This is a genomic window from Phenylobacterium sp. (assembly GCF_030651185.1).
Lineage (GTDB): Bacteria > Pseudomonadota > Alphaproteobacteria > Caulobacterales > Caulobacteraceae > Phenylobacterium.
In genome coordinates, this window is sequence record NZ_JAUSCJ010000004.1 from 1 (window position 1) to 25,795 (window position 25,795).

Consider the following 25,795-nt stretch of genomic DNA (forward strand, 5'->3'; position numbering starts at 1 on the left):
GCGAGCACCGCCTCGACGATTTCTGGGGTGTGTTCGGCCAGCTCGTGATAGGCGGCGCGCGTCAGCACCAGCACGCTGGTGTCGCGGATCGCAATCACATCGGCGGTGCGCGGCACATTGGCGAAGAAGCCGATTTCACCCACCAGCTCGCCGGCGCGAAGCTCGGCGATGACAGCGGTATCGCCCGATTTGCGGACCGCGAGCGCGCCATGCAGCACGATGAACAGGGCATCCGAAGGCTCGCCCTGCGCCACCAGCATCTGGCCGCGCACCAGATCCCGGCGGACCATCGCGCGAACAGCCTTCCGCCGCTGTTCGGAACTGAGCGTTCGGAACAGCGCCAAATCCTCGGATGCGTTTCCCCACGCAAATGTCGAGTTCAGCCCGTCCATTGGCCCTACCCGGTTCTGGTTGGCGGCCAATGTATCGCCGGCCCGCGGCTACGGCGAGCGATTTAGGCTTTGCTGCGCCAGCGAACGCCGGCACGCGGCGTGGCGCACCGCGTCCGGGGCACGCGTGCGAGGTTATGCCGCCGGTGTCGTCAGCAGCTGGGCAAATTGATCGTCGCCGATTTCGGTTTGGGCGATCAGAACACTGCAGCGAAGCTGATCGGTGAGATAGGTGCCGACCGACCCGAACCACCATCGCGCCAGCGGCCCGGTGGGGCGATGACCGACCACGACCAGATTCGCACCGATCTCTTCCGCGACCGCGGCGATCTGCTGTGCGGGGGCGCCCATGCCCAGCCGTGCCGTCGGCGAGAATCCCACGGCCTTGAGCCGCTCGACGCCTTCGGCCAGGACCGCCTTGTAAGCCGATATCTGTTCGTCCATCGAGATCCCGACGCCCCCCTCCAGGGTCGCCAGCGCCGGGGCGTTTTCCACGACCGCCAGCAGGAAGACTTCCGCGCCACAAATTTGCGCGAGCTTGGCACCCTCCCGCAACGCGCGCCGTCCTTCGATCGAGCCGTCATAGGCCAGAAGAACTTTCTTGTACATGAGGCGTCCCCGTCGATTCTCATGAAGTCGAGCCCGCGAAGGCTAGCACTAATCGACCGGGCAGGAAGCCAACTTTGGTCCGGGAGGAGCCGCTTTCCTCCCCAAAAGCCCCCGCCAGGACCGTTGCCCCTGCCCCGCCAATCGGCTAAATGGACCGTCACGCACCCGTAGCTCAGCTGGATAGAGCGTTGCCCTCCGAAGGCAAAGGTCACACGTTCGAATCGTGTCGGGTGCGCCAACGGTTTTCCTCAAATTTCAGCCGCGTCATGCGCCTTCGGCCAACGCCGAGGCCGCGCCTCACGGCGCTTGACGTCGGGGCCGATTGACACCCCGCGCGCCGAGGCCCCTGATGCCCGGATTCATCCGGCGTTACGACCGGCGTTCATTTTGCAGGAAACCATAATGGCCAGCTCGGCGCAGACTTCCGGCGCGCGCGTACCTCTTCGCACCAAATTCTTCTTCGGCCTCGGCGCCGCCGCCGAAAGCATCACCCTCGCCGCGGTCGGCGGTTATGCGATGTTCTACTACAATCAGGTCCTGGGCCTGCCGGCCACGCTGGCGGGTCTGGCCATCACCGTCAGCCTGGTGCTGGACGGGTTTGCAGATCCCATCGTCGGCTCGCTGTCGGACCGCACCCGGGGCAAGCTCGGCCGCCGCCACCCCTATATGTATCTGGCCCCCGTGCCCGTGGCCCTGTGCATCCTGGCCCTGTTCAACCCGCCGGCGGCCTTCTCCCACCTGTGGCTGTTCGTCTGGTTCTCCGGCTTCATCGTCACCCTGCGCGTCTTCATGGCCATCTATCACGTGCCGCACCTGGCGCTGGGGGGCGAGCTATCCAGCGACTATACCGAGCGCAGCCGGGTGATGAGCTGGAACAACCTGCTGGGCATGATGGGGGCGGCCGGCGCCAGTTTCGTCGCCCTGACCTTCTTCTTCCACAAGACCGCCGAGTATCCGCGCGGCCTGCTCAACCCCCACGCCTATACGCCCTTCGCCATGGCGGTGGCGGGCTCGGGCATGTTGCTGCTGTTCGCCTCGGCCTGGTTCACCCGCGACCGCATCCCGCTGCTGCCCAAGACCCCCGACGACCTGCCGGCCTTCAGCCCCTTCGAGTTCCTGAAGGACATGGGCAGCGCGTTTTCGAACCGGAACTATGTCTATCTTCTGATCGCCTACTTCTTCCTGTCCCTGATGCTGGGCATCCGCCAGGGGCTGGGGCTCTACATGAACACCTTCTTCTGGGAGTTCACGTCGGAGCAGATCCGCTGGTTCGTTATCGGCACCATCAGCGGCTACTTCCTGGGCTTCGCCACCGCGGCCCGGCTGCACGGGCGGTTCGACAAGAAGATCGCCATTATCGTCACCTGCGTGCTGCTCTCGACGATCCCGGCCATCGCCCCCTCCTTGCGGATCCTCGGCCTGTTCCCGGAACCCGGTCAGCCGATGCTGCTGCCGCTGATCATCCTCTTCACGGGGCTGGGCTCCTGCGTGGCCAGCATCATGAGCATCAGCGTCATGTCGGCCCTGGCCGACATCGCCGATGAGAACGAGGTCCGCTACGGCTACCGGCAGGAAGGCGTGCTCTATTCGACCCGGGCGCTGTTCTCCAAGATCGACGCGGCCATCGGGCACTTCTTCGCCGGGGTCGCCCTGGACATCGTGGCCTTCCCCGAAAAAGCCCAGCCCGGCATGGTCGATCGCCAGACCCTGATGGACCTGGCCCTGGTGGACGCCCCCTTCGCGGCCATTCCCGGCCTGATCGCGGTGTTCTTCTACGCCCGCTACAAGATCAACCGGAAGAGCTACGACGCGACCCAGGCCCAGCTTCAGTTGCTGCGCCGCGAACGGGCCGCCAAGGCCGCGCCGGCCGGTCAGCCGGGCGCCGAGCCTGACGGGATGATCGCTGAAGTGACCTAGACGACCAAGCGGGCGCGGATGGCCTCACGGGCCGCCGCGTCCGCGCCGATCGCGTCCAGATAGGCGTCCACCGAGCCGCTGTGGGCGGCGATCGAGTCAAGGGCGGCGTCGAGGTAGATCGCATCGACCCCCAGGAAAGCCCGGACCGCGGTTTCGGAGGGCCGCTTTCCCAGAGAAGCCTCCAGCGCCTGCGTGATCATCGGCAGCCTCTGCTCCACCCGGGCCGCTACATTGGTCAGCAGGTAGTCCTCGCGCGCGTCGTCGGGGTGGACGCCGAGAACGTGGTGGGTGAGCGCCGCCAGCAGGCCGGTGCGATCCTTGCCGGCCGTGCAGTGGATCAGCACGGGGCCGTCGCCCCGCGCCAGGGCCGCGAAATAACGACCGAACAGCTCCAGGTGCCGCAGCTCGAAGGGCGCCTTGTCGTAGTAGTCGAGGAAGAAGGCCCGGGCGCTCTGCGGCGTCAGGTCGGTTTCGCGCAGGAAGGCCACATGGGGCGCCTCGGCCTGGTCGCCCAGGTCGCACTGGATCACCTGGGCCGTGAATCCCTCGTGGCGAAGGCTGGGATCATTGTCCCGCTCGCGGGGCCGTCGCAGGTCCACCAGGGTGGCGAGCTTCAGGGCCGCCATGGCCTCAAGATCGGCCGGGGTGGCGCGAGCCTGATGGGCCGCGCGGAACAGCTGGCCCGAAGCGATCCGCCCCCCACGCACGGCATAGCCGCCGTAGTCGCGGAAGTTCTCGACGCCTTCGAGGGGCAGGATACGGGGATCGGTCATGAGCCTCTCCATGAGGCCCATGAGGTTAGACGGCAAGTGTGACGGTCCGTCAGCCCGCGGGCGTTTGACCTAGAGCTGGTTGTACTCGCCGCAGCGGCACTTCACGACCACTTCGCGCGCCGAGGTGGCGTCCTGGCCGGTGAGGATCACCTCGTCGCAGGCGCCGCAGGTGAAGGCTGCGCCGACGTCGGGGGTGTTGTCGAGGTCGATCGCGACCGCTTCCACCAGGTCACGACGACCGATGAACAGGCTGGGGAACACACGCATCGAAGTCATGATCATCGAAATCGCCTCACTATGGCTCAAGCTCACAAGGTCTTGGACCGACCCTGCAAGATCCAGGGTTATGAGCTTCATTTGCTGCAATGCAATGACAACACTCCTGCCTTGCACAGAAAGGCATGCAGCCGCCCAAGACTTGGTCAGCGTGGGCGACGCAACATCGCCGGCGCCACCTGGCGATTAACGCGCCTGCGCGTCCATCAGGCTGCCAGCATAGGCGGCGTGGCCCACGTCGGTCAGGCGAGCCTGGAAATCGGCGAACACCTGGCCTCCCAGGTCGCGCCAGCGGCGGCAGAAGGCGTAGTCCTCGGAGAGGTGCTCGCCCGTCTCGGCCTCAAAGAAGGCGTCGAAGATCATCGCGGCCTGCCTGGTCCCGCCGCCGGAGGTATCCCCGAGCCGCGCCTTCAGTTCCGGATGGGCCTCGGTGACCCGTTCCACCACCGCAGGCTTGATCAGCATGAAGCCCGTCGCGAGAAAGGCCACCGGGCCGAAGCCTCGACCTCGACGCTGTTGTTGGGTGTGGGGATGAAGCGGACGGCATAGCCCACCGAAGCGGCAATGAGGTCGCGCCTCTCGTCGAGGGCCGCCTGGAGAACCTTGGTCCAGTCGATATGACGCTCTGGTGAAGGCGTCAGCTTCCGGTGCGCGGGCGAGAAGCGCAAGCGCCGGAGTTAGTAGACCAGCTTGAAGCTCGCGAGCGCGGCGGCGGCGGTGAGAAACAGGATCACCGCGAGGATTTCGTAGCCTTTGAAGAGGGGGCCGTTCGGTGATCGCATCTTGGTCTCCCAGTCGTCCCAGGACGGGACACCGAGGGTTTGTCAGGGCAAGCGGCAGGCCAGCCTCAGGGGCGGGCCGGGACCTTGCCGGGCCAGGTAAGGAAGCCGTTGCGGTCGCGGCCGGCGGCCTCGCGCGGGCCGCAGGTGTTGCAGCCGCGTCCGTCGCCTCGGCTGCCATAGCCGCCGCGCTCTTCGTAGCCGCCGGCATAGCGGCGACTGCCCGAGCTGTAGGTTTCCGACTGCTCGGAATAGCGTTCGCTGGAGGTTTCCCGCGCCTCGACGCTCATGACGCGACCGTGGATGCGGCGGTCGGGAACCTCGACATAGTCGTCATAGGCGGGCGCCGAGGGGACCACGTAGGACCGTTGCTGGGCATAGGCGTATTCACGCACCTCGCCGGACTCGCGCTCGACCGGGGCGCGCTGCACATGGGCGACGCGGCGCACAGCCGGGCGGGCGGCCTGGTGATGGACGGCGGGACGATGAGCCACCCGCTCGGGTTCGGGCGTCATGGCCGTCGGCTGGGCGGCGATCGGCGTGGGCGCGCCGGCCGGCGGGCAGGTGGCCGCCGTCGTGACCGGCTTGCAGCAGCAGTCGGTGGGCTGGGCCGCCGGAGCCTGGGCGATCTTCAGCGCGCCGGTGGAATCGCAGGCGGCGAGTGCGAGAAAGGCCAGGGCGGGAACGAGGGAGCGCAGGCGCATTTGGGATCTTCCGGCGGCTCGAAAACGAGGGTCGGAAAGATCGTTGGAGATCAGGCGCCGTTAACGCTGTGACTTTCACCGTGGGCGCGAAGAAACGCCTCCACCAACTCGGCGTAGAGGTGAAATCCCTTATAGGCCACGAAACTCGGGGCCGCCGAGCGCCAGGCCTGGGCGAAGGCCGCCAACTGTCCGGGGCTCTCGGTGAGCGCCTGGAAGGGTGTCAGCCAGACGCGGATGGTGAACAGCACCCCGCCGGTCTCGGGAAGCCGGCGCACCGTCTGGCGCTCCACCCGGGTGAACAACGCCCGGCCCGCATCGCCCGGCGCGATCTCGCCGATGCGGGCGCGGACAGGGGCCGAGAAGGGGGTGAAGGGCTGATCGGAGTTGACCACCGACCAGTTGCGGCGCTGCAGGATCAGGCCCGGACGCAGGCCATCGAAGATGCGCACCAGCCGCGCCAGGAAACGGTCGTTGAAGCCGTTCACCGGGCCGTGGATATCGGCCAGGCTCTTTCCCAGCACCTCGCGGGCGGTGAAGAAGGTCGGCGCCGACAGGCTGATGGCGCTGACCCGCCAGTGACCGGCCGTCTTCTCCACCAGCACCAGGTCATCGGCCACGGTGCGCGCGGCGGCATACAGCGGAGGCAGGTCGCCGAAGGACGTCACCCCCAGCAGGGCGGCCGCCTCCCGCTGGCCGCGCCTGGAGGTCTCCGTCTCGCCCCACACAAGATCACCGTGCTCGGCCTGGAGGGGGTCCTTGCGCAGAGCGGGGTCGGCCTCGCCGCCCTCCAGCCAGCGCGCCTCGTCGATGGGCGCCAGGCCGATGGCGAAATCGGCGCCGTCCTCCCAAGGCCGATGGCTCATTGGCGCCGCAACCTCTGGACCAGGGCGTAGACCGCCAAGGCCGCCGCGACGCCCAGGCTGTCGGCCACGAGGTCGCGCCAGTCGCCATGCCGGCCAAAGCCCATGGTGGCCTGCAACGCCTCCACCAGCACACCCAGGCCAAGGGCGTAGGCGCCGATCGCCAGGGGTCGCTGGTGAGAAAGCAGCAGGCCCGTCCCAGTCAGGATGAACCAGGCGATGGTGTGCTCGATCTTGTCGCCCATCTGCGCCGAGGGCAGGTCCTGTTGGGGGACAAGGCACATGGCCAGCAGGATGAGCGTCGCCAGGCCGTAGAGAGCAAGGCGGAATGGGCGCGGAATGCGGTCGAGAAGCATGCGCCCTAACTTGCACGTCTGTCCGCGCCTCTCTAGCGTCGCGCCGCATTTCAAGGTGGAGCGGACAATGGCGATCGAGGCGGTGATCTGGGATTTCGGCGGGGTGTTCACCTCCTCGCCCTTCGAGGCGTTCGCCCGGTATGAGGCCGATAACGGGGCTCCCAAGGACTTGATCCGCCGGGTCAATTCCACCAATCCCGACACCAATGCCTGGGCGCTCTTTGAGCGGAATGAAATCGACACCCAGGGGTTCGACAAACTCTTCCTGGAGGAGTCGACGGCGCTGGGCCACCCGATCCCCGGCAGCCACGTCCTGCCCCTGCTCTCCGGCAGCGTTCGTCCGCGGATGGTGGCGGCGCTGAAGGCCTGCAAGGCGCAGTTCAAGGTCGGCTGCATCACCAACAACATGGTCAGCATGCATTCGCCGGGCGCCGACGCGCCGCAGCGGGCGGCCGGCGCCATGGGGCAGATCATGCCGCTGTTCGACCACATCATCGAAAGCTCCAAGGCCGGCGTGCGCAAGCCCGACCCGAAGATCTACCTGATGATGTGCGAGGCCCTGTCGGTTGAGCCGGGGGCGTGCGTCTATCTCGACGACCTGGGCATCAACTGCAAACCGGCCGCGGCGCTCGGTATGACGGCCATCAAGGTGGTGGATGTCGACCAGACCCTGGCGCAACTCGCCGCCGCCACGGGCCTGACCTTCGACGAGGCCGCCGCGTGAGCCGGCCGGGCAAGATCGGCGCGGCCACCGCCCTGGCCAAGCTGCCCGGCTGGAACGCGCTCGGGGGCGACCGCGACGCCATCACCCGGACCTACCTGTTCCCGGACTTCAACACCGCCTTCGGCTTCATGGCCCGCGTCTCGCTGATGGCCGAGAAGCTGGATCACCATCCGGAATGGTTCAATGTCTACAACCGGGTCGAGGTGACCCTGGCGACCCACGACGCCGACGGAGTCACCGACCTGGACGTGACGCTCGCCAGCTTCATGGACGAGGCCGCCCACCATGCGGGCCTGAAGAACTAGTTCACCAGGATTGTGCCCAGCAGCAGCTTGCCGCCGGGCCGCCCCAGCACGCGGTCGGTTTCCCGTTGCAGTTCGCGGGCGATGAAGTCAGCATTGGGCGGGTTGGCCGGGTCGAGGCCCGAGGCGTAGATCTGCAGGGTCTGAACAAAGCCCGCCCGGAACCGGGGGACCAGCAGGTCGGCCCTGGCGCGCAGATCGGTGTCGGGAATGTCGATGCCGGTTTCGACGGTGAGCACGCCGCGCCGGCCATCCACCCGCATGATGGTGGCCGTCAGGGTCGGAAGCTGCAGGTAGGAAAGCCCCCCGCCCTTTTTCTTTTCGGCCTTCTCCCCGCCCCCCGACGCATGGGCGGCCACCGGCAGGGCGGCGGCGAGGGCGGCGAGACTCATCAGGCGGCGACGATCCATGACGTGACGGTGTGCCGCATTATGGTTAGCGGTCTCTTTACGCGCGGCGTCCGACAGTGCGGCGAAGATTCGCAGGCTAACTATGGGAGGCCGCCTCTTGGGCCGTTTCGCGCCAACCTCTCTCGACCTCGACGGCAAGGTGATCCTGGTCACCGGCGGCACGGGGTCCTTCGGCAAGCGCTTCATCGAGACGGTCCTGCTGCGCGCCAAGCCGCGGAAGCTGATCGTCTATTCCCGCGATGAACTGAAGCAGAGCGAGATGCAGACCGATCTGGCCGAGAAGTTCCCGGCCGAGCAGCTGAGCTGCATGCGGTTCTTCCTGGGAGACGTCCGCGACCGCGAGCGGCTGACCCTGGCCCTGCGCGGTGTCGATATCGTCATCCACGCCGCGGCCCTCAAGCAGGTGCCAGCGGCGGAGTACAATCCGTCGGAGTGCATCCACACCAACATCATGGGCGCGGAGAACGTGGTCTGGGCCTGCCTGAGCAACCGGGTGAAGCAGGTGATCGCGCTGTCCACCGACAAGGCCTGCAACCCGGCCAATCTGTATGGCGCCACCAAGCTGGCCTCGGACAAGACCTTCGTGGCGGCCAACAACCTGTCCGGCGACATCGGCGCCAAGTTCTCCGTGGTCCGCTACGGCAATGTGGTGGGGTCGCGGGGCTCGGTGGCGCCGGTCTTCCAGCGCCTGCTGGCGCGGGGCGCCACGGAACTGCCGATCACCGATCCGCGCATGACGCGGTTCTGGATCACGCTGAACCAGGGGGTCGACTTCGTGCTCTCCTCCCTGTCGCTGATGCGCGGCGGCGAGATCTTCGTGCCCAAGATCCCCTCGATGAAGATGACGGCGCTCGCCGAGGCCATGGCGCCCGGCTTGCCCATCAAGGTGATCGGCATCCGGCCGGGCGAGAAGCTGCACGAGATGATGATCTCGGTGGACGACGCGCGCACCACCGTCGACCTGGGCGACCGCTACGCCATCGAGCCGGCCTTCGTGGAATACACCCGCGAGAGCTACGCCAAGACCCATCCGATGGCGCCGGACGGCTTCAGCTACGCCAGCGACACCAATGACGAGTGGCTGAGCGGCGAGGGCTTGATGGACCTGATCAACGATCCTGCGCCGGTCGCCCCGCCCCTGCGCCGGCTGACCGACTAGTGGCCGGCCCGCTGCTCCCCTATGGCCGCCAGACCATCGAGGATGACGATATCGCCGCCGTCGCGCAGGCGCTGCGCGGCGACTTCCTGACCACCGGTCCCCTGGTGGACGCCTTCGAGGCGGCCTTCGCCAGCCAGGTCGGGGCGCGCCACGCGGTGGCCTGTTCCAACGGCACGGCGGCCCTGCACCTGGCCATGCTGGCCCTGGAGGTGCAGCCCGGCGAGGTCTGCATCGTCCCCTCCATCACCTTCCTGGCGACGGCCAACTGCGCCCGCTATGTCGGCGCCGAGGTGGTGTTCGCCGACGTCGATCCCTCGACCGGCCTGATGACGCCCGACACCCTGGCCGAGGCGATCGGTCGGGTCGGCGACCGCAGGCTGCGCGCGGTGCTGCCGGTCCATCTGCGGGGCGACACCGCCGAACTGCCGGCCCTGGCGGCCCTGGCGGCGGAGGCTGGGGCGGTGCTGGTGGAGGACGCGCCCCATGCGCTCGGCTCCAGCATGAGCTTCGGCGACACGGCCGAGCGGGTGGGAGACACGCGCCACTCCGCCATGGCCACCTTCTCCTTCCATCCGGTCAAGACCATCGCCACCGGCGAGGGCGGCATGGTCACCACCAATGACGACCGGCTGGCCCAGCGCCTCCGCACCTTGCGGAGCCACGGCATGGTCAAGCCCCAGGGCGCGGATCCGTGGATCTACGAGATGCCCGCGCCGGGCTTCAACTACCGGCTGCCCGACATCCTCTGTGCGCTGGGCCTGTCGCAGCTGGCCAAGCTCGACCGCTTCGCCGCGCGGCGCCGGGCGCTCGCCGCGCGTTACGCCGAGGCCCTGAAGCCCCTCGCGCCCATCGTGCGCCCCGCCGCGCGCCCCGACTGGAGCGACCCGGTCCTGCACCTGATGGTGGCCCTGATCGACTTCGCCGCCGCCGGCAAGACCCGCCGCCAGGTGGTGGACGAGCTGAGGGCGCGCGGGGTGGGGAGCCAGGTCCACTACATCCCGGTCCACACCCAGCCCTACTACCGCGACCGCTACGGGCCGATGGACCTGCCGGGGGCCGAGGAATGGTACCGGACTTGCCTGTCGCTGCCCCTCTACCCGGGCATGGCCGATGAGGACGTCGACCGGGTGATCCTGGCCCTGTCAGGGGTTCTGGGGCTCTGAGGGCAGGTTTGGGCGCCGGATGAAGTGGTTCACCCGCCCCTGATTTCGATATATCGAAATTACGCCGCCGCGGCGACGGCGGTCATGGCCTGCAGCAGTTCGCGGACCTGGCCCATGCGTTCCGGCGCTCTCGCCAATTCCGCGCGGGTGTCGTCGCGGCGGACCAGTTTCAGGGCCTCGGCGCGGGCGCGGTCGGCGGTGGGGCCGATGGGGGCGGTGTCGCCGATGGCCATGCGCAACAGGGTCATCAGCCGCTGGACCGGCCCCTGGGACGACTTGGCCACGGCGGCGACGATCTTGGAGTCGGCCTCCACCAGGCCGCCGACATCGCCGATCTTGGCCTGGATGGGACCATAGTCCTCGGGCGCGAGGCCGGCGCGGGCGGCCTGTTTCTGCAGCTTGGCCAGGACCTCCAGCTTCACGGCTGGGCTGTCGGAGCCGAGCCGGAACTCCTTCTCGAAGCGCATGCCGCTGACATTGGCCGACAGGTAGCGTCCGGCCTGGCGCTTATTGGCGGCGCCGATGACGTTTTCCACCAGCCACAGCAGGGCCTCGACCTCGGCGCGGGAGGTGCGATTGGTTCCGAGATAGGCCTCGACGAAGTCGCCGGTGACCAGCATCCGCGAGCGGGTGACGAAGGCCTCCTGCACGTCGTCCAGGGAGATCATGGTCCCGGCCGCGCAGGTCAGCGCCATGGCCAGGGCCCGCATGACGGCGATCTCGCCCTCGGCGTCGCCGGGGCGCAGGCGTCGCGGGCCGGTGAGGTCGCGGACCACCCGCTTGGCGATGGCCAGGCGCACGGCCCCGAAGTCCTCGGTGGAGAGCCACCGGGCCAGACGCTGGCCGGTCTCCGAGAGGGGCGGCATCATCCGCTGCACCGACGGCTCGATGCGCATCAGGGCGTCGACGGGATCGCAGGCCACCAGCCGGGTCATGGCCGCCAGGCGCGCGCCCAGGTCCAACTCCTTGCCGATGATGTCGTCCAGGCCGGACTTGGAGCCCAGGATCTCGGCCAGGGGCTGCTCGATGACCGCCAGGGCCAGGGCGCGCGGCGGCCCGGCCAGGGGCGCGGAATCGGCCAGGTCCAGCAGGCGGGTGACCTTCTCGGTCCAGCTGCGGGCCGGCGCGATGGAGACCGCCACCCCGGCGCCCAGAAGGTAGGCGCGCTCGGGATGCTGGGCCACGCGCTCGGCGGCGCGGGCGAAGCCTTCCTTGTCGACATCGGGCATGTCACCCTTGCGGGTGTCCTTCAGCAGCCGTTCGATGGCGCGCTCCACCAGGCCCTGGAAGACGCGGATCAGTTCGTGGACCGACAGGCCCCGGGCCTGGGCCTCGGGAATGGCCAGCTTCTGGATGGCATGCTGCAGGTCGGTGCCGGACGCCTCCAGCTCCTCCACAAGGTCGGCCCGGTGCAGCAGTTCGAAGGGCGTGGCGCCCTTACGCTCCAGGAAGCCCTCCAGCAGGCGGCCGATCCGGTCGCGGGCGTGGATGGTGTAGAGGTCCTGCGGACTGACGCAGAGCGGGTCGTTGTTTTCCTTGACCGGGGACTTCTTCGGCGGCTCGGCGTTGCCGAGGTTGAGGATGCCGACCGACTGGAATTCACGGGTCTCGGCGTCGAGGGTTTCCTTGGTGACGCGGACCGCGGCCACCTTGCCCTCTTTCATCATGTCATTGGCGGTCGACAGCGCGTTGGCGCGGTCCTCCGTGGCAAGCCCGAGAGTCCAGCCGCTGCTAGGCGTCCGTTTGCTGAAGACCTCGTAGTGAACCTGTGCGCCGGCCATCGTCCCCCCAAGAGAGAACACTGTGACGCAACATCCCTAAAAACAGTTTACTGCGACGATTGGGCGCCTGTGGCGCTCTGACGCGTTATCCGCGCCGGAGCGTCACCACACGCCCGCCCCATTGAGGCCACGCTGAAGGCCGACTAGCTTCACCGACGCTTACGCAAGGATTTCATTCCCGATCATGGCCAAGATCACCCTGGTGGACGACGACGAAAACATCGTCACGTCGGTCAGCCTCGCCCTCGAAAGCCACGGCCATACCGTGAAGGCGTATTTTGACGGCGCCGCGGGCCTGGCGGCGCTGGAGAACGATCCGCCGGACCTCGCCATCCTCGACGTGAAGATGCCCCGCATGGACGGCATGGAGGTGCTGCGCCGCCTGCGCCGGACCTCGGACCTGCCGGTGATCATCCTGACCTCGAAGGACGAGGAGATCGACGAGATCCTCGGCTTCAACCTGGGCGCCGACGACTACATGCACAAGCCGTTCAGCCAGCGCCTGCTGATCGAGCGGGTGAAGGCGGTGCTGCGCCGCGCCGGGGCCGACGCCGAGGAGGCGCTGGCCACCCCCGGCGACGCCAGCGCGCGCGCCTTGAAGCGCGGCAAGCTGACCCTCGACCCCGCCCGCCACGACTGCCTGTGGGAAGGCCGCCCGGTGAAGCTGACGGTGACCGAGTTCCTGCTGCTGCAGAGCCTCGCCCAGCGGCCCGGCTTCGTGAAGAGCCGCGACAACCTGATGGACGCCGCCTACGACGATCAGGTCTATGTCGATGACCGGACCATCGACAGCCACATCAAGCGCATGCGGAAGAAGTTCCGCGAGGTCGACCCTGAGTTCGACGGCATCGAGACCCTCTATGGCGTCGGATACCGATACCGCGAGACCTGACCCGGGACGGCTGTCCTCGTGGTTCAGCTGGCTGCCAGGCTCGCGCCTGGGGCGGCTCATCATCGTGCTCAACCTGCTGGGCCTGACGATCCTGATCTCCGGGGCCCTGGTGCTGAACGAGCTGCGACGCGGGCTGGTGAACGCCCGCATCGACAGCCTGACCACCCAGGGCGAGCTGATGGCGACCATCATCGACCAGGCCGCCACGGTGGGCGAACCCCTGCCGGCCATGGACGCCGCCTATGCCAGCCAGATCCTGCAGCTGCTCTCCAACCCGCGCACCCAGCGGGCGCGGCTGTTTGATAGCAAGGGCCGGCTGATCGCCGACAGCTATTGGGTGGCCGACCGGGTGGAGTGGAAGGTGCTGCCGCCGGCCCGGGCCCGCGACGACGCCCCGGGCTTCTCCCTGCAGCTCAACCCGCCCCGCAAGCCGCCGGCCCCGCAGCCCGGCGTGCAGAAGGCGCTCGCCTTCGAGGTGGCCCAGGCCCTGGACGGCAAGCACTGGTCGGGCCTGCGGGCCGGGGACGACGGCGAGCGGGTGGTCTCGGTCTCCATCCCCATCCAGCACGTCCAGGCGGTGCTCGGCGTGCTGACCCTGGAAGCCAGCGACGTCGACGAGATCATCGCCCGCGAGCGGGTGGCCCTGATCCCCTTCATCCTGATCGCCATCGGCGTGACGCTCGCCTCCTCCCTGCTGCTCAACAACCTGATCGCCCAGCCGGTCCGCCGCCTGGCGCGCGCCGCCGACCGGGTGCGGCTGAGCCGGGCGCGCTCCATCTCCCTGCCCGACATCGCCAAGCGCGACGACGAGCTGGGGGACCTGACCCGGTCGCTGCAGGACATGACCCATGTGCTCTCCGAGCGGATGGACGCCATCGAGCGGTTCGCCGCCGATGTGGCCCACGAGATCAAGAACCCGCTCACCTCCCTGCGCTCGGCGGTGGAGACCCTGGAACTGGTGAAGGACCCCGTCGCCCAGGCGCGGCTGCTGAACATCCTGCAGCAGGACGTCACCCGCCTGGACCGGCTGGTCACCGACATTTCCAACGCCTCGCGGCTGGACGCCGAGCTGTCGCGGGAGGACCCCAAGGCCTTCGACCTGGGCCACCTGATCGGCGAGGTCGCGCAGCTCTACCAGGACACCGCCAAGCCCGGCGAAGCCACCGTGGCCTATGCCCCGCCCGACGTGCTGGAGCCGATCCTGGTGTCGGGCCGAGAGGGGCCGCTGGGCCAGGTGTTCCGCAACCTGGTGGACAACGCCCGCTCCTTCAGCCCGCCCGGCGGCGAGGTGCGGGTCAGCCTGGAGCGCAACAAGGGCGAGGCGACCATCGCCGTGGAGGACGACGGGCCCGGCATTCCGCCTGACAACCTGGAGACCGTGTTCGAGCGGTTCTACACCTCGCGGCCCAAGGGCGCGGCCTTCGGCGGCAATTCCGGCCTCGGCCTCTCCATCGCCCGGCAGATCGTCGCGGCCCAGGGCGGGACCATCCAGGCGGAGAACCGGATGGGGCCGGACGGTCAGGCGGCGGGCGCCCGCTTCACCGTGGTGCTGCCCGAGGCGCGGCGGTGATCCATCACGCCGGATTGATCGCCGCCTTCATGGGCGGCGGCTGGCGCGGCGTCCTGATCGAGGGGCCCTCGGGCGCGGGCAAGAGCGACCTGGCCCTGCGCTGCCTGGACCAGGGCTTCGCCCTGGTGGCCGACGATCGGGTGGAGCTGTGGATCAGCGGCGGCCGCCTCTATGGGCGGGCGCCGGAAACCCTGGCCGGCAGGATCGAGGTGCGTGGCGTTGATGTCCTGCCAGCGTCCGCCCTGGCCTGGAGCCGCATCAGCCTCTGCGTCCGCGCCGGAACCCCTGACCGCATCCCGGAACCGGCCTTCACCGATGACTTCGGGTTGAGGATACCGGTTCTCACTCTCGCGCTGCTTGAGTCCTCGGCGCCTGCGAAACTGAGTCGCGCGTTACGACATCTTGGAGGCGGACAATAAGGAGCGTATCTAGGCGGCCTCGCGGCCGGCGTTTCGCCGCAGCCGGGTGGGGATTCCCGTTGAGAGAGTTGGCATGATCGGCCTCGTGATCGTCACACACGGGCGCTTGGCCGAGGAATTCGTCTTCGCCATGGAGCATGTGGTCGGCCCGCAGACCGCGGTGGCCGCCATCTGCATCGGGCCCGAGGACGACATGGAAAAGCGTCGTCAGGACATCCTGGCGGCCTGCGGACGCGTGGACATCGGCGACGGGGTCATCCTGCTCACCGACATGTTCGGCGGCACGCCGTCGAACCTGGCCATCTCCGTCATGGAGCAGACCAAGGCCGAGGTGATCGCGGGCCTGAACCTGCCGATGCTGATCAAGCTGGCCAGCGTGCGCACCAAGCTGCCGCTGCAGGACTGCGTGGCCCACGCCCAGGAGGCCGGCCGCAAGTACATCTCCGTCGCCTCCTACGTGCTGGCCGGCGAGAAATGACGGCGAGCCGCTCGGTCGAAATCATCAACAAGCGGGGCCTGCATGCGCGGGCCTCGGCCAAGTTCGTGAAGATGGCCTCGACCTTCGACGCCGAGGTGACGGTCTCCAAGGACGGCTCGACCGTCGACGCGCGCTCGATCATGGGCCTGATGATGCTGGCCGCCGGCCCCGGCTGCTGCATCGAGATCCAGGCCCAAGGCTCCGAAGCCGAACCCGCCCTCGACGCCCTGGCCCAACTGGTGGCCAACCGGTTCGACGAGGGCGAGTAGGGTCGTTTGCCAGGCTGCGGTCGCGATAACGGCCGCAAGAAGATCGACCACGAACCACACGAACCACACGAACGGGTTCAGAGGACGAAGCGCTCGATGCGGGCCTTTGGCATCGCGCCGAAGTTCACGAGCAGACCTAGAGCCTTTTAGGGTCAGATGGAATCATCTGACCCGTTCAAAATGGCTCTAATTCAAAGAGATAGAGCGCGTCGGGCGGGTTAACCGGGTTCCACTTAACCCTGACGCGCTCTAGGCGCATGCCGGAAGCCTTCAGGTAGTTCAGGACCTGCGCCCGATGCTCGGGCGCGAACTCCCGGAGAGCTTTGATCTCGACGATGACCGTCCCAAAGCAGACGAAGTCCGGAACATAGGTCTGCTTCAGCGGCTGCCCCTTGTAGGTCAGGCTCAAAGGCCGAGAAGCGGCGAACGGTATCCCCGCGCCTCAAACTCGATGCTCAGGGCTTCTTGGTACACGGCCTCCAAGAAGCCGGCGCCAAGCTCGCGATTGACCTCGAAGATGCGCCTTGGATCGCAAACACCTCATCCGGATAGAGCGCCCGTTCCTGTGGTTCGTGTGGTTCGTGGACCATTCTTCTTCGCGCTCAGCTCACCGGCGCGGCCAAGCTAGCGCCACCTTGAGACTACGTCTTCAGCTTGTAGCCGGTCTTGAAGATCCAGGTGATGGCCGCCAGGCAGAGCAGCATGAAGCCGAAGGTGGCGGCGAGGCTGACGCCGACGCTGACGTCGGACTTGTCGTAGAACGCCCAGCGGAAGCCGGAGACCAGATAGACCACCGGGTTGAACAGCGTGATCTTCTGCCAGATCGGCGGCAGCATGCTGATGGAATAGAAGCTGCCGCCCAGGAAGGTCAGCGGCGTGACGATCATCATCGGCACGATCTGCATCTTCTCCCAGCCGTCGGCCCAGATGCCGATGACGAAGCCGAACAGGCAGAAGGTCACCGCCGTCAGGGCCAGGAAGGCGATCATCACGAAGGGGTGGGCGATGGTGAAGGGCACGAAGAGCCTGGCCGTGGCCAGGATGATCAGCCCCAGGATCACCGACTTGGTGGCCGCGGCCCCCACATAGCCGATGACGATCTCGATGGGGGAGATGGGCGCCGACAGCACCTCGTAGATCGTGCCCGACCACTTGGGCATGTAGATGCCGAAGGAGGCGTTGGAGATGCTCTCGGTCAGGATCGACAGCATGATCAGGCCAGGCACGATGAAGGCGCCGTAGCTGATGCCGTCGATCTGCGTCATCCGCGAGCCGATCGCCGAGCCGAAGACGATGAAATACAGGGACGTCGAGATCACCGGCGAGGCGATGGACTGCAGCACCGTGCGCCAGGTGCGAGCCAGCTCGAAGTGGTAGATGGCGCGGATCGCATGCAGGTTCATCGCGGGGTCCTCACCAGGCTGACGAAGATTTCCTCCAGCGAACTCTGGCTGGTCTGGAGGTCCTTGAAGTCGATGCCGTGCTTCGCCAGCCGGCGCAGCAGGTCGGCGATGCCGGTCTCCTGGCTCTGGGTGTCGAAGGTGTAGACCAGCTCGGCGCCGTCGGCCGACAGCTCCAGCGGTTCGCCGGCCAGCTCCTTGGGCAGGGCCTTGAGGGGCTCCTGCAGGTGCAGGGTCAGCTGCTTCTTGCCCAGCTTGCGCATGAGGACGTCCTTGTCCTCCACCAGGATCAGCTGGCCGCCACTGATCACCCCGATGCGGTCGGCCATCTCCTCGGCCTCCTCGATATAGTGGGTGGTCAGGATGATGGTGACGCCGCTCTCGCGCAGGCCCCGGACCATCTCCCACATGTCCCGGCGCAGCTCGACATCGACGCCCGCGGTGGGTTCGTCGAGGAACAGGATCTGCGGTTCGTGGGAGAGCGCCTTGGCGATCATCACCCGGCGCTTCATGCCGCCGGACAGGGCCATGATCTTCTCGGCCTTCTTGTCCCAAAGGGAGAGGTCGCGAAGGATCTTCTCGATATAGGCCGGGTTGGGCGCCTTGCCGAACAGGCCGCGGCTGAACTTCACCGTGTCCCAGACGCTCTCGAAGGCGTCGGTGGAAAGCTCCTGCGGCACCAGGCCGATCTTGCCCCGGGCGGCGCGATAGTCGGCGACGATGTCGTGGCCATCGGCCAGGACCTGGCCCGAGCTCGGATTGACGATGCCGCAGATGATGCTGATCAGCGTCGTCTTGCCGGCGCCATTGGGCCCCAGCAGGGCGAAGATCTCGCCCTTGCGGATCTCCAGGTCGATGGTCTTCAGGGCCTGGAAGCCCCCGGCATAGGTCTTGGAGAGACCCTTCACGGATATGATCGGCTGCACGCGGGCTCCGGGGGCGTTGGGGTTTCCGCAGATAGGCGCGGGCGGATGGTCAAGCGAGTCCGCAGGACGAATAAGGCTCGTCCGGGCCGACATCGGCCAAGGTTTAATCGGTCAGGCGCCGGATTCTGTCAGCAGCCGCCCGAGCGCCCTGGGCGCCATGGCGACATAGCTCTGACGCAGCCAGGCCTTCAAAGTATCGCGCTCGGCCAGGATGTCGTCCTCGGGCCCGAAGTGGGCGATGGCCCATCTGTGCTGGTGATACCAGGGCGAGCCCTGCCGCACGAAGGGCAGGTGCTGGACCATCTCGTAGGAGATCGGCAGCTTGAGGGTGATCGTCAGGGCCTCGCCCTTGTCGCCGAACACCGCGAACCCCTTGCCCCGCACCCGCAGGTAGCGGGTGTCGCTCCAGCCCGGCGCGAGATCGGTCTCCGGCAGGCTCAGGGCGTAGGCGGTCAGTTCGGCTTCGGCCTGTTGGCGCGGCGTGGGCATGGCGGCAAATCTAGCACCGCCATGCCCGCTGCAAAGTCCTAGGCCGAGACGCCCATGGTCATGGGCCGCAGGCCGAGGTCGGCCATCAGGGCGGCGTCGGTGTCCTTGTCCGGGTTGGCGGTGGTCAGCAGCTTGCCGCCGATGAACATCGAATTGGCGCCGGCCAGGAAGCACAGGGCCTGCAGTTCACGGCTCATATGCTCGCGGCCGGCCGAGAGCCGCACCACGGTCTTGGGGCAGAGGATGCGGGCCACGGCGATCATGCGGACGAACTCGATGCCGTCCACCGGGGTGGAATCCCCCAGCGGCGTGCCGGGGATCGGCATCAGGTCGTTGATGGGCAGGCTGTCGGGATGGGCCGGCAGGGTGGCCAGGGTGTGCAACAGGCCGGCGCGGTCACGGCGGGTCTCGCCCATGCCGACGATGCCGCCGCAGCAGGTGCTCATCCCCACCGAACGCACGGCCTCCAGGGTGTCGAGGCGGTCCTGGTAGGTCCGCGTGGTGACCACCTTGTCGTAATAGTCGGGTCCGGTGTCGAGGTTGTGGTTGTAGTAGTCGAGGCCGGCGTCCTTCAGGGACTGGGCCTGATCGCGGGTCAGCATGCCCAGCGTCGCGCAGGTCTCGAGACCGAGCGCCTTCACCCCGGCGATCATCTCGGCCACCTTGGGCACGTCGCGGTCCTTCAGGTCGCGCCAGGCGGCGCCCATGCAGAAGCGCTGCGCCCCGCCGGCCTTGGCCTCGGTGGCGGCGGCGATGACGGCGCCGGCGTCCAGGAGCTTCGACGCGGTGGTGGCGGTCTTGAAGTGCTGGGACTGGCTGCAATAGCCGCAGTTCTCGGGGCAGCCGCCGGTCTTCACCGAGAGCAGCTGGGAGAGCTGCACCTCGGTGGGATCGAACCACATCCGGTGGACTTGCGCGGCGCGGAACACCAGGTCCATGAAGGGCAGCTCGAACAGCGCCTCGACCTCGGTGAGCGACCAATCGTGCCGCGGTTGCGTTTCATCAAGGACGGCGTTGAAGGGGGCGTTCATGGTGCACTCCTCGGGTCTGGGCGCCCCGCTTTGAGTCGGGCGACGAGGAGCATGTAGCGCATGGGCGCCGACGAGATCGAGTTGAAGTTCCTGTGCGAGCCGCAGGATGTCGCCGCCCTGCTGGCCGCGGCCCCGGTGGGCGCTGCGGAAACCAAGCAGCTCACCGCCATCTATTTTGACACCCCCGACGGGCGCCTGAAGGCCGCCCACATCTCGCTGCGGCTGCGGGAAAGCAGCGGCAAGCGGGTGCAGACTCTGAAGCGGGGCGACGGTTTCGCCCGCGAGGAGCACGAGGCCAGGATCGCCGGCGAGGCGCTGGACCTGACCATGCCGGCGGTGAAGGCGGCTCTGAAACCCGCCCAGCGCAAGGCCTTGGCGCCGGTCTTCACCGTGCGCGTGACGCGCCAGCAGCGGACCTTCACCTATGAGGGCGCCGAGATCGAGCTGGCCCTGGACCAGGGAGAGATCACCGCCGGCGACCAGCAGCGCCGCCTCTGCGAACTGGAGCTGGAGCTGAAGTCCGGCGATCCGGCGGCGCTGTTCGCGCTGGCCCGTCAACTTTCGGTGACCGCGCCGCTCTACCTGTCCTTCGACGGCAAGGCGTCCCAGGGGCAAGCCCTGATGACGGGAACCCGGCACGAGCCGCGCCGCCACGACAAGGCGCCGCTGCGGCGCGGGGGGACCACCGGCGAGGCCTTCCAGACCATCGCCCGCAACGCCCTTGTCCAGATCGCCGCCAACGGGGTTGTGCTGCGGGAGACCGACAGCGAGGACGCCCTGCACCAGCTGCGCGTCGCCGTCCGCCGCCTGCGCAGCGCCATGAGCACCTTCAAGACGGTGGCGCAGGACGCGGGGACACGGGGCCTGAAGGCCGAACTGAAGTGGCTGTCGAGGGCCTGCGACGACGCCCGAGACCTGGACGTGTTCAGTAACGACAACCTGCAGATCGCCGGCGAAAAGGCGCCCCTGGCGCCCAAGGTCGCGGCCGCCCGGGCAGAGGCTCACGCCAAGGCCTGCGCCGCCGTGTCGTCCAAGCGGTTCCGCGACCTGGTGCTGGAGACTACGGCCTGGGTGGAGACCGGCGCCTGGCGCCAGACCGCGCCCGGCCACAGGTCGGCCCGCGACTTCGCCGCCAAGGCCCTCGACCGGCGCTGGAAGACCCTGTTGAAGCTGGGCCACGACGTGAAGGGCCTGGACGACGCCGGGCGCCACAGGGTGCGGATCGCCGCCAAGAAGCTCCGCTACGCCGCCGAGGCCTTCGCCCCCCTGTTCGCCGCCGAGCCCGGCCGCCGGTTCCTCAAGAAGATGAAGGCCCTGCAGGACACCCTGGGCGCGCTGAACGACGCCGCCGTGGCCCAGACCCTGGTGGCCAGGCTGGCGCCCACCGACTCTCCGGCCGCCCGCGAACTGTTGTCGGCGCGGGAGGCCAAACGGCCCCGGGCCCTGAAGCAGGCCGCCAGGCAGATGAAGACCCTGGCCCAGGCCAAGCCTTTCTGGCGGTAAACCACGTCATATAAAGACATCTTTATATGTTTGTTGCAGGCTTGTGCGGGCGCGGCTATAGAGCCCGCAATTGCATTTGCGCCGACAGGAAGCCCTGATGACCGACTATGTCGTGAAAGACATCACCCTCGCCGACTTCGGTCGCAAGGAAATCGAGATCGCCGAGACCGAAATGCCGGGCCTGATGGCCGTGCGCGCCGAGTTCGGCAAGGCCCAGCCGCTGAAGGGCGCCCGCATCGCCGGGTCCCTGCACATGACCATCCAGACCGCCGTGCTCATCCAGACCCTGGAAGCCCTGGGCGCCGAAGTCCGCTGGGCCTCGTGCAACATCTTCTCCACCCAGGACCACGCCGCCGCGGCCATCGCCGCCGCCGGCACCCCGGTCTTCGCCATCAAGGGCGAGAACCTGGTGGAATATTGGGAATACGCCCACCGCATCTTCGAATGGCATGACGGCGGCTACCCGAACCTGATCCTCGACGACGGCGGCGACGCCACCCTGCTCTGCGTGCTGGGCCCCAAGGCCGAGAAGGACATCAGCGTCCTGGCCAACCCGCAGAACGAGGAAGAAGAAGCCCTGTTCGCGGTGATGAAGCGCTACATCAAGGAGAAGCCCGGCTTCTATTCGGGCATCCGCGACGCCTGCAAGGGCGTGTCGGAAGAGACCACCACGGGCGTGCACCGCCTGTACCAGATGTCGGAACGCGGCGAGCTGCCGTTCCCGGCCATCAACGTCAACGACAGCGTCACCAAGTCCAAGTTCGACAACCTCTACGGCTGCCGTGAGAGCCTGGTGGACGCCATCCGCCGCGGCACCGACGTCATGCTCTCGGGCAAGGTCGCCGTGGTCCTGGGCTATGGCGACGTGGGCAAGGGCTCGGCCGCCTCGCTGCGCAACGGCGGCGCCCGGGTCATCGTCACCGAGATCGACCCGATCTGCGCCCTGCAGGCCGCCATGGAGGGCTATGAGGTCCAGACCATGGAAGACGTCGCCGACAAGGCCGACATCTTCGTCACCGCGACGGGCAACAAGGACGTTCTGACCGTCGACCACATGCGGCAGATGAAGAACAACGCCATCGTCTGCAACATCGGCCACTTCGACAGCGAGATCCAAGTCGCGGGCCTGAAGAACTTCAAGTGGGACAAGATCAAGGATCAGGTCCACCACGTCGAGTTCCCCGACGGCAAGAAGATCATCCTGCTGTCGGAAGGCCGCCTGGTGAACCTGGGCAACGCCACGGGCCACCCCAGCTTCGTGATGAGCGCCTCCTTCACCAACCAGACGCTCGCCCAACTTGAGCTGTGGACCAATGGCGCCAAGTACGAAACCAAGGTCTATACCCTGCCCAAGCACCTCGATGAGAAGGTGGCCATGCTCCACCTGGGCAAGCTCGGCGCCAAGCTGACCACGCTCTCCAAGGACCAGGCCGACTATATCGGCGTGCCCGAGACCGGTCCGTTCAAGCCGGACCACTACCGCTACTAGGCTTCCCCTTCGTCATCCCCGGCGCCGGCGTTTCTCCAGTCCGCCGAGCCCCCCAAGCGCCGGGGATGACGTTTTCGTTCTGTGCTAGCGCCGCCTTGAGGGCTCGGCTAACAAACCGGCCATGCCGCTCGCGCTCGTCATCTCCAGTCATGTCGCCGCCAGCCGTGTCGGCGGGACCGCCCAGGCCCAGGCCCTGGCGCCCTTCCGCATCGACACCATGGTCGTGCCCACGGTCCTCTATGGCCGCCATCCGGGCTGGGGCGCCCCCGGCGGGGCCTCCGTGCCGGTGGAAGCCATCGAGGGGATACTGGACGGGATCGAGGCCAATGGCCTGTTCGCCCAGACCGACCTGGTGCTGACCGGCTACTTCGCCACCGCCGCCCAGGTCCGCGCCGCGGCCCGCGCCATCGACGCCGTGCGCGCCGCCCCGCGGGAAGTTGGCGTGCGCAAGCCGATCATCATCGTCGATCCCACCATCGGTGACGCCGGCAAGGGCCTCTATGTGGCCGCCGACGTGGCAGAGGCGGTGATCGGCGACCTGGTTCCCCGCGCCGACATCGTCGCCCCCAACGCCTGGGAGCTGCAGCGGATGACCGGGGCCGAGACCCGCGACCCCACCCAGGCCCTGCACGCCGCCCGCCTTCTGGGCCGCCCGGTCATGGTCTCCTCGGTGCAGCGCGGCGGTGAGATCGGGGTGATCTATGCCGACAAGAAGGAAGCCTGGCTGGCCGCCCATCCCCGCGCCGACTCCGCGCCCAAGGGCACCGGCGACCTGCTGTCGGCCCTGTTCGGCGCGGCCCTGATCGACGGCCTGACCACCTCCTACGCCCTGGCCCGCGCCGTGGGCGGGGTGGCCGAGACCATCAGCGCCGCCCAGATCTGGAACGCCGCCGAACTGCCCATCGTGGCCATGGCCCAGCGGCTGAAGGCCGCCTCGCCCACCGTGCGCATGGAGCGGCTGATCTGACCGAGATCTTCGGAACCTGCGCCCCGGCCTTCTTCGCGGTCCGGGAAGCCTTCGAGGCCAACTTCGCCAAGGGCGAGGAACTGGGCGCGCGGTTCTCCCTGGTGCACGGCGGCGAGACGATCGTCGATCTCTGGGCGGGTTACGCCGACCGCCAGCGCACCCGGGCCTTCGACGACAAGACCCTGACCGCCATCTTCTCCAGCACCAAGGCCATCGCCGCCCTGCTGATCGCCCGGCTGGTGGACGCCGGAAAGCTGGACTACGGCCAGACCGTCGCCAGCGTCTGGCCGGAGTTCGCCCAGGCCGGCAAGGCCGCCATCACCGTCGAGCAGGCCATGAGCCACCAGGCGGGCCTCTCAGGCTTCCCCGAGCCCATGGAGCCGTCCCTGTGGTTCGACTGGGACGCCATCTGCGCCAGGCTGGCCGCCATGGCGCCCCTATGGCCGCCGGGAACCGCCAGCGGCTATCATCCGGTGACCTTCGGCTATCTGGCGGGCGAGATCTTCCGCCGGGTGGATGGCAGGACCATGGGAACGGCCCTTCGCCAGGACCTGGCCGTCCCCTTCGAGCTCGACCTGTGGATCGGTTTGCCGGACGCCGAGCATGGCCGCGCCGCCGACATGCAGCGCCCCAATGGCCCGGCGAAGTTCGGCGAGATCAACGAGGCCACCCGGGCGGCCTTCCTCACCCCTTGGTCCTCGGCCGGCGGCCGCGGCCAGGCCGAGTGGCGGCGCACCGAGATCCCCTCGGCCAACGGCCATGCCACGGCCCTGGCGCTGGCTCGCCTGTTCGGGGCCCTGGCCAATGACGGCTGGCTGGACGGCGAGGTGATCCTGTCGCCGGCCCTGATCGCCGAGGCGGCCCGCGAACGCATAGGTGGCCAGGACCTGGTCCTGCCCTTCGAGATGAGCTGGGGCGCGGGCTTCATGCGCAACGCCCCGGTGAAGGTCTGGGGACCCGGCGAACAGACCTTCGGCCACTCCGGCTGGGGCGGCTCCTGCGTATTCGCCGACCCGCAGACGGGTCTGGCCGGCGCCTATGTGATGAACCGCCAGTCCACCGACCTGATCGGCGACCACCGGCCCAGGGCGCTGATCGAGGCGGCCTACGGGTCGCTCTGATCTTTTCCTGCCCCGTAAACGGGGCAGGAAAGTCTTTAGGCCACCACCGGGCTCGGCAGGGCGCGGCTGTGGCGCCAGGCGCCGTAGGTGAAGACCGCCGCCCCGCCCCAGATGAAGATGAAGGAGATCGCCCGCAGCGGGGTGAAGGCCTCGCCCTGGGTCACGCCGATCACGAAGGCGATGGTGGGGCCGATGAACTGCAGAAAGCCCATGAAGGAGAGCGGTATGCGCCGCGCGGCCCAGGCGAACAGCACCAGGGGCACCGCGGTGATCGGCCCCGAGGCGATCAGCCAGACGATGGTGGCCGGCGAGGCCAGGAAGTGGCCGCCGCCCTGGCCCTCCAGCCACAGCACGAAGAAGAAGCTGGGCACGGCCAGCAGCAGGCACTCGATGAACAGCCCCGTCTGGGCGTCGGCCGCCACCTGCTTGCGCACCACGCCGTAGCCGCCGAACGAGAGGGCGAGCGCCAGGGAGACCAGGGGCAGGTGGCCCAGCGCGACCGCCTGGATCACGACGCCCACCACCGCGAGCACGATGGCGGCGACGCCGATGCGGTCCATGCGCTCGCGGAACAGCAGGGTCCCGGCCGCCATGTTGATCAGCGGGGTGATGTAGTAGCCGAGGCTGGATTCCAGCACCCGGCCGGAATTCACCGCCCAGATGAAGACCATCCAGTTGACCGCGATCAGGCCCGCCGACAGGGCCAGCCAGGCCAGCACCCTGGGCTGGCGGAACACGCCCACCACCTGGGTCCACTGGCTGGCGAGCAGCACGAAGATCAGCGCCGTGGGCGCGCCCCAGATGGTGCGGTGGGCCAGGGTCTCCCAGGGACCGACGCCGAGCTGGCCGATGGCCTGGAACGCCAGGGGCACGAACCCCCAGATGAAGTAGCAGAGGACCCCCGCCCCCAGCGCCGTGCGGTCGATCGAGGCGGGCTGGGTCACGGCGACGGACTTTCGAAGCGTCAGCTTGTTGCGGGTTCCCCACCTAGGACGGGCGGGGCTTCGGACAAGGCCCAATCGCGCGACAGCTGGCGACT

The 25,795-nt window shown here is 68.0% G+C and carries 29 protein-coding genes, 1 tRNA gene and 1 pseudogene; 15 read left to right on the top strand and 16 right to left on the bottom strand.

Annotated features, from left to right (window positions below; all coding sequences use genetic code 11):
• Both Q7J39_RS00445 and Q7J39_RS00450 read right to left on the bottom strand, forming a co-directional pair.
• Positions 1 to 392 (bottom strand): cyclic nucleotide-binding domain-containing protein (locus Q7J39_RS00445; RefSeq protein WP_304819345.1); only part of this gene is annotated, 392 nt, incomplete at its 3' end.
• Between the two features lie 132 nt (positions 393 to 524).
• A complete protein-coding gene (locus Q7J39_RS00450) occupies positions 525 to 998 on the bottom strand; it encodes a universal stress protein (RefSeq protein ID WP_304819347.1) in 474 nt (157 codons plus the stop codon).
• A gap of 161 nt (positions 999 to 1,159) precedes the next feature.
• Here Q7J39_RS00450 and Q7J39_RS00455 point away from each other — a divergent pair.
• Positions 1,160 to 1,236, top strand: a tRNA-Arg gene (locus tag Q7J39_RS00455).
• Between the two features lie 164 nt (positions 1,237 to 1,400).
• Entirely contained in the window at positions 1,401 to 2,915 is a 1,515-nt protein-coding gene (locus tag Q7J39_RS00460) for an MFS transporter (protein ID WP_304819349.1), read from the top strand.
• On the opposite strand, the gene Q7J39_RS00465 is transcribed toward Q7J39_RS00460, so the two are convergent.
• The 6 genes from Q7J39_RS00465 to Q7J39_RS00495 form a co-directional block, all read right to left on the bottom strand.
• On the bottom strand, positions 2,912 to 3,688 hold the full coding sequence (locus Q7J39_RS00465) for a tyrosine-protein phosphatase (RefSeq protein WP_304819351.1): 777 nt from the start codon (positions 3,686 to 3,688) through the stop codon (positions 2,912 to 2,914). The two genes, Q7J39_RS00460 and Q7J39_RS00465, sit on opposite strands and share 4 nt — an antisense overlap.
• 69 nt (positions 3,689 to 3,757) lie before the next feature.
• On the bottom strand, positions 3,758 to 3,970 hold the full coding sequence (locus Q7J39_RS00470; protein WP_304819352.1) for a hypothetical protein: 213 nt from the start codon (positions 3,968 to 3,970) through the stop codon (positions 3,758 to 3,760).
• A 180-nt stretch (positions 3,971 to 4,150) separates the two neighbouring features.
• Complete coding sequence (locus Q7J39_RS00475; protein WP_304819353.1) at positions 4,151 to 4,453, bottom strand: hypothetical protein; 303 nt, start codon at positions 4,451 to 4,453, stop codon at positions 4,151 to 4,153.
• A gap of 358 nt (positions 4,454 to 4,811) precedes the next feature.
• On the bottom strand, positions 4,812 to 5,447 hold the full coding sequence (locus Q7J39_RS00485; protein ID WP_304819356.1) for a hypothetical protein: 636 nt from the start codon (positions 5,445 to 5,447) through the stop codon (positions 4,812 to 4,814).
• Positions 5,448 to 5,497: 50 nt separating this feature from the next.
• Positions 5,498 to 6,310, bottom strand: coding sequence for a heme-dependent oxidative N-demethylase subunit alpha family protein (locus tag Q7J39_RS00490; RefSeq protein WP_304819358.1), 813 nt, complete (start codon positions 6,308 to 6,310; stop codon positions 5,498 to 5,500).
• Positions 6,307 to 6,663 (bottom strand): hypothetical protein, encoded by a 357-nt coding sequence (locus Q7J39_RS00495; RefSeq protein ID WP_304819359.1) that lies wholly within the window; start codon positions 6,661 to 6,663, stop codon positions 6,307 to 6,309. Before Q7J39_RS00495 ends, Q7J39_RS00490 begins: the two co-directional genes overlap by 4 nt.
• Before the next feature lie 67 nt (positions 6,664 to 6,730).
• Here Q7J39_RS00495 and Q7J39_RS00500 point away from each other — a divergent pair, with 67 nt between their 5' ends.
• Both Q7J39_RS00500 and Q7J39_RS00505 read left to right on the top strand, forming a co-directional pair.
• Positions 6,731 to 7,387, top strand: a complete 657-nt coding sequence (locus tag Q7J39_RS00500; protein WP_304819361.1) for an HAD-IA family hydrolase — start codon at positions 6,731 to 6,733, stop codon at positions 7,385 to 7,387.
• The gene (locus Q7J39_RS00505; protein ID WP_304819363.1) at positions 7,384 to 7,692 is read left to right on the top strand and encodes a 4a-hydroxytetrahydrobiopterin dehydratase; all 309 of its coding nucleotides are present in this window, start codon (positions 7,384 to 7,386) and stop codon (positions 7,690 to 7,692) included. Before Q7J39_RS00500 ends, Q7J39_RS00505 begins: the two co-directional genes overlap by 4 nt.
• Here Q7J39_RS00505 and Q7J39_RS00510 read toward each other — a convergent pair.
• Positions 7,689 to 8,081: a Tat pathway signal protein gene (locus Q7J39_RS00510; RefSeq protein WP_304819366.1), complete on the bottom strand. Its 393-nt coding sequence runs from the start codon at positions 8,079 to 8,081 to the stop codon at positions 7,689 to 7,691. The two genes, Q7J39_RS00505 and Q7J39_RS00510, sit on opposite strands and share 4 nt — an antisense overlap.
• A 115-nt stretch (positions 8,082 to 8,196) precedes the next feature.
• Here Q7J39_RS00510 and pseB point away from each other — a divergent pair, with 115 nt between their 5' ends.
• Positions 8,197 to 9,258, top strand: coding sequence for a UDP-N-acetylglucosamine 4,6-dehydratase (inverting) (pseB, locus tag Q7J39_RS00515; protein WP_304819368.1), 1,062 nt, complete (start codon positions 8,197 to 8,199; stop codon positions 9,256 to 9,258).
• Positions 9,258 to 10,421, top strand: coding sequence for a UDP-4-amino-4,6-dideoxy-N-acetyl-beta-L-altrosamine transaminase (gene pseC / locus Q7J39_RS00520; protein ID WP_304819370.1), 1,164 nt, complete (start codon positions 9,258 to 9,260; stop codon positions 10,419 to 10,421). Before pseB ends, pseC begins: the two co-directional genes overlap by 1 nt.
• 59 nt (positions 10,422 to 10,480) lie before the next feature.
• Here the strand turns inward: pseC and Q7J39_RS00525 are convergent, their stop codons facing one another.
• The gene (locus Q7J39_RS00525) at positions 10,481 to 12,202 is read right to left on the bottom strand and encodes a hypothetical protein (protein ID WP_304819372.1); all 1,722 of its coding nucleotides are present in this window, start codon (positions 12,200 to 12,202) and stop codon (positions 10,481 to 10,483) included.
• A gap of 184 nt (positions 12,203 to 12,386) precedes the next feature.
• On the opposite strand from Q7J39_RS00525, the gene Q7J39_RS00530 reads away from it, so the two are divergent.
• The 5 genes from Q7J39_RS00530 (at position 12,387) to Q7J39_RS00550 (ending at position 15,830) form a co-directional block, all read left to right on the top strand.
• Positions 12,387 to 13,094 carry a response regulator transcription factor gene (locus Q7J39_RS00530; RefSeq protein WP_304819374.1) on the top strand — a complete coding sequence of 236 codons (708 nt, stop codon included), beginning with the start codon at positions 12,387 to 12,389 and terminating at the stop codon, positions 13,092 to 13,094.
• Complete coding sequence (locus tag Q7J39_RS00535) at positions 13,063 to 14,664, top strand: stimulus-sensing domain-containing protein (protein WP_304819376.1); 1,602 nt, start codon at positions 13,063 to 13,065, stop codon at positions 14,662 to 14,664. The genes Q7J39_RS00530 and Q7J39_RS00535 overlap by 32 nt, the downstream gene beginning before the upstream one ends.
• Positions 14,661 to 15,083: an HPr kinase/phosphorylase gene (locus Q7J39_RS00540; RefSeq protein ID WP_304819378.1), complete on the top strand. Its 423-nt coding sequence runs from the start codon at positions 14,661 to 14,663 to the stop codon at positions 15,081 to 15,083. Before Q7J39_RS00535 ends, Q7J39_RS00540 begins: the two co-directional genes overlap by 4 nt.
• 73 nt (positions 15,084 to 15,156) lie before the next feature.
• Positions 15,157 to 15,561: a PTS sugar transporter subunit IIA gene (locus Q7J39_RS00545; RefSeq protein WP_304819380.1), complete on the top strand. Its 405-nt coding sequence runs from the start codon at positions 15,157 to 15,159 to the stop codon at positions 15,559 to 15,561.
• The gene (locus tag Q7J39_RS00550; RefSeq protein WP_304819382.1) at positions 15,558 to 15,830 is read left to right on the top strand and encodes an HPr family phosphocarrier protein; all 273 of its coding nucleotides are present in this window, start codon (positions 15,558 to 15,560) and stop codon (positions 15,828 to 15,830) included. The genes Q7J39_RS00545 and Q7J39_RS00550 overlap by 4 nt, the downstream gene beginning before the upstream one ends.
• Before the next feature lie 175 nt (positions 15,831 to 16,005).
• Here the strand turns inward: Q7J39_RS00550 and Q7J39_RS00555 are convergent.
• The 5 genes and pseudogenes from Q7J39_RS00555 to bioB all read right to left on the bottom strand — a co-directional run bounded on the left by Q7J39_RS00555 (position 16,006) and on the right by bioB (position 19,676).
• Positions 16,006 to 16,304: pseudogene (locus Q7J39_RS00555) on the bottom strand (GxxExxY protein).
• Positions 16,305 to 16,471: 167 nt separating this feature from the next.
• Positions 16,472 to 17,233, bottom strand: a complete 762-nt coding sequence (locus Q7J39_RS00565) for an ABC transporter permease (protein ID WP_304819387.1) — start codon at positions 17,231 to 17,233, stop codon at positions 16,472 to 16,474.
• Complete coding sequence (locus Q7J39_RS00570) at positions 17,230 to 18,189, bottom strand: ABC transporter ATP-binding protein (protein ID WP_370689971.1); 960 nt, start codon at positions 18,187 to 18,189, stop codon at positions 17,230 to 17,232. Before Q7J39_RS00570 ends, Q7J39_RS00565 begins: the two co-directional genes overlap by 4 nt.
• 78 nt (positions 18,190 to 18,267) lie before the next feature.
• Complete coding sequence (locus Q7J39_RS00575) at positions 18,268 to 18,645, bottom strand: MmcQ/YjbR family DNA-binding protein (protein ID WP_304819391.1); 378 nt, start codon at positions 18,643 to 18,645, stop codon at positions 18,268 to 18,270.
• A gap of 38 nt (positions 18,646 to 18,683) precedes the next feature.
• Positions 18,684 to 19,676 carry a biotin synthase BioB gene (bioB, locus tag Q7J39_RS00580; protein WP_304819393.1) on the bottom strand — a complete coding sequence of 331 codons (993 nt, stop codon included), beginning with the start codon at positions 19,674 to 19,676 and terminating at the stop codon, positions 18,684 to 18,686.
• A 60-nt stretch (positions 19,677 to 19,736) separates the two neighbouring features.
• On the opposite strand from bioB, the gene Q7J39_RS00585 reads away from it, so the two are divergent.
• The 4 genes from Q7J39_RS00585 to Q7J39_RS00600 all read left to right on the top strand — a co-directional run bounded on the left by Q7J39_RS00585 (position 19,737) and on the right by Q7J39_RS00600 (position 24,756).
• Positions 19,737 to 21,179, top strand: a complete 1,443-nt coding sequence (locus Q7J39_RS00585; RefSeq protein WP_304819395.1) for a CHAD domain-containing protein — start codon at positions 19,737 to 19,739, stop codon at positions 21,177 to 21,179.
• Between the two features lie 97 nt (positions 21,180 to 21,276).
• Positions 21,277 to 22,668, top strand: coding sequence for an adenosylhomocysteinase (gene ahcY, locus Q7J39_RS00590; protein WP_304819397.1), 1,392 nt, complete (start codon positions 21,277 to 21,279; stop codon positions 22,666 to 22,668).
• Between the two features lie 121 nt (positions 22,669 to 22,789).
• Complete coding sequence (locus Q7J39_RS00595) at positions 22,790 to 23,635, top strand: bifunctional hydroxymethylpyrimidine kinase/phosphomethylpyrimidine kinase (RefSeq protein ID WP_304819399.1); 846 nt, start codon at positions 22,790 to 22,792, stop codon at positions 23,633 to 23,635.
• On the top strand, positions 23,632 to 24,756 hold the full coding sequence (locus Q7J39_RS00600; RefSeq protein WP_304819487.1) for a serine hydrolase domain-containing protein: 1,125 nt from the start codon (positions 23,632 to 23,634) through the stop codon (positions 24,754 to 24,756). The genes Q7J39_RS00595 and Q7J39_RS00600 overlap by 4 nt, the downstream gene beginning before the upstream one ends.
• Positions 24,757 to 24,791: 35 nt before the next feature.
• On the opposite strand, the gene rarD is transcribed toward Q7J39_RS00600, so the two are convergent.
• Positions 24,792 to 25,700 carry an EamA family transporter RarD gene (gene rarD / locus Q7J39_RS00605; protein WP_304819401.1) on the bottom strand — a complete coding sequence of 303 codons (909 nt, stop codon included), beginning with the start codon at positions 25,698 to 25,700 and terminating at the stop codon, positions 24,792 to 24,794.
• Between the last annotated feature and the right edge of the window lie 95 nt (positions 25,701 to 25,795).

Bases quoted from the DNA above. Each gene is read 5' to 3' on its own strand.
- Q7J39_RS00450 (WP_304819347.1), bottom strand. From the start codon at position 998: ATGTACAAGAAAGTTCTTCTGGCCTATGACGGCTCGATCGAAGGACGG.
- Q7J39_RS00460 (WP_304819349.1), top strand. From the start codon at position 1,401: ATGGCCAGCTCGGCGCAGACTTCCGGCGCGCGCGTACCTCTTCGCACC.
- Q7J39_RS00465 (WP_304819351.1), bottom strand. From the start codon at position 3,688: ATGACCGATCCCCGTATCCTGCCCCTCGAAGGCGTCGAGAACTTCCGC.
- Q7J39_RS00470 (WP_304819352.1), bottom strand. From the start codon at position 3,970: ATGATCATGACTTCGATGCGTGTGTTCCCCAGCCTGTTCATCGGTCGT.
- Q7J39_RS00485 (WP_304819356.1), bottom strand. From the start codon at position 5,447: ATGCGCCTGCGCTCCCTCGTTCCCGCCCTGGCCTTTCTCGCACTCGCC.
- Q7J39_RS00490 (WP_304819358.1), bottom strand. From the start codon at position 6,310: ATGAGCCATCGGCCTTGGGAGGACGGCGCCGATTTCGCCATCGGCCTG.
- Q7J39_RS00495 (WP_304819359.1), bottom strand. From the start codon at position 6,663: ATGCTTCTCGACCGCATTCCGCGCCCATTCCGCCTTGCTCTCTACGGC.
- Q7J39_RS00500 (WP_304819361.1), top strand. From the start codon at position 6,731: ATGGCGATCGAGGCGGTGATCTGGGATTTCGGCGGGGTGTTCACCTCC.
- Q7J39_RS00510 (WP_304819366.1), bottom strand. From the start codon at position 8,081: ATGAGTCTCGCCGCCCTCGCCGCCGCCCTGCCGGTGGCCGCCCATGCG.
- Q7J39_RS00525 (WP_304819372.1), bottom strand. From the start codon at position 12,202: ATGGCCGGCGCACAGGTTCACTACGAGGTCTTCAGCAAACGGACGCCT.
- Q7J39_RS00530 (WP_304819374.1), top strand. From the start codon at position 12,387: ATGGCCAAGATCACCCTGGTGGACGACGACGAAAACATCGTCACGTCG.
- Q7J39_RS00535 (WP_304819376.1), top strand. From the start codon at position 13,063: ATGGCGTCGGATACCGATACCGCGAGACCTGACCCGGGACGGCTGTCC.
- Q7J39_RS00545 (WP_304819380.1), top strand. From the start codon at position 15,157: ATGATCGGCCTCGTGATCGTCACACACGGGCGCTTGGCCGAGGAATTC.
- Q7J39_RS00550 (WP_304819382.1), top strand. From the start codon at position 15,558: ATGACGGCGAGCCGCTCGGTCGAAATCATCAACAAGCGGGGCCTGCAT.
- Q7J39_RS00565 (WP_304819387.1), bottom strand. From the start codon at position 17,233: ATGAACCTGCATGCGATCCGCGCCATCTACCACTTCGAGCTGGCTCGC.
- Q7J39_RS00575 (WP_304819391.1), bottom strand. From the start codon at position 18,645: ATGCCCACGCCGCGCCAACAGGCCGAAGCCGAACTGACCGCCTACGCC.
- bioB (WP_304819393.1), bottom strand. From the start codon at position 19,676: ATGAACGCCCCCTTCAACGCCGTCCTTGATGAAACGCAACCGCGGCAC.
- Q7J39_RS00585 (WP_304819395.1), top strand. From the start codon at position 19,737: ATGGGCGCCGACGAGATCGAGTTGAAGTTCCTGTGCGAGCCGCAGGAT.
- ahcY (WP_304819397.1), top strand. From the start codon at position 21,277: ATGACCGACTATGTCGTGAAAGACATCACCCTCGCCGACTTCGGTCGC.
- Q7J39_RS00595 (WP_304819399.1), top strand. From the start codon at position 22,790: ATGCCGCTCGCGCTCGTCATCTCCAGTCATGTCGCCGCCAGCCGTGTC.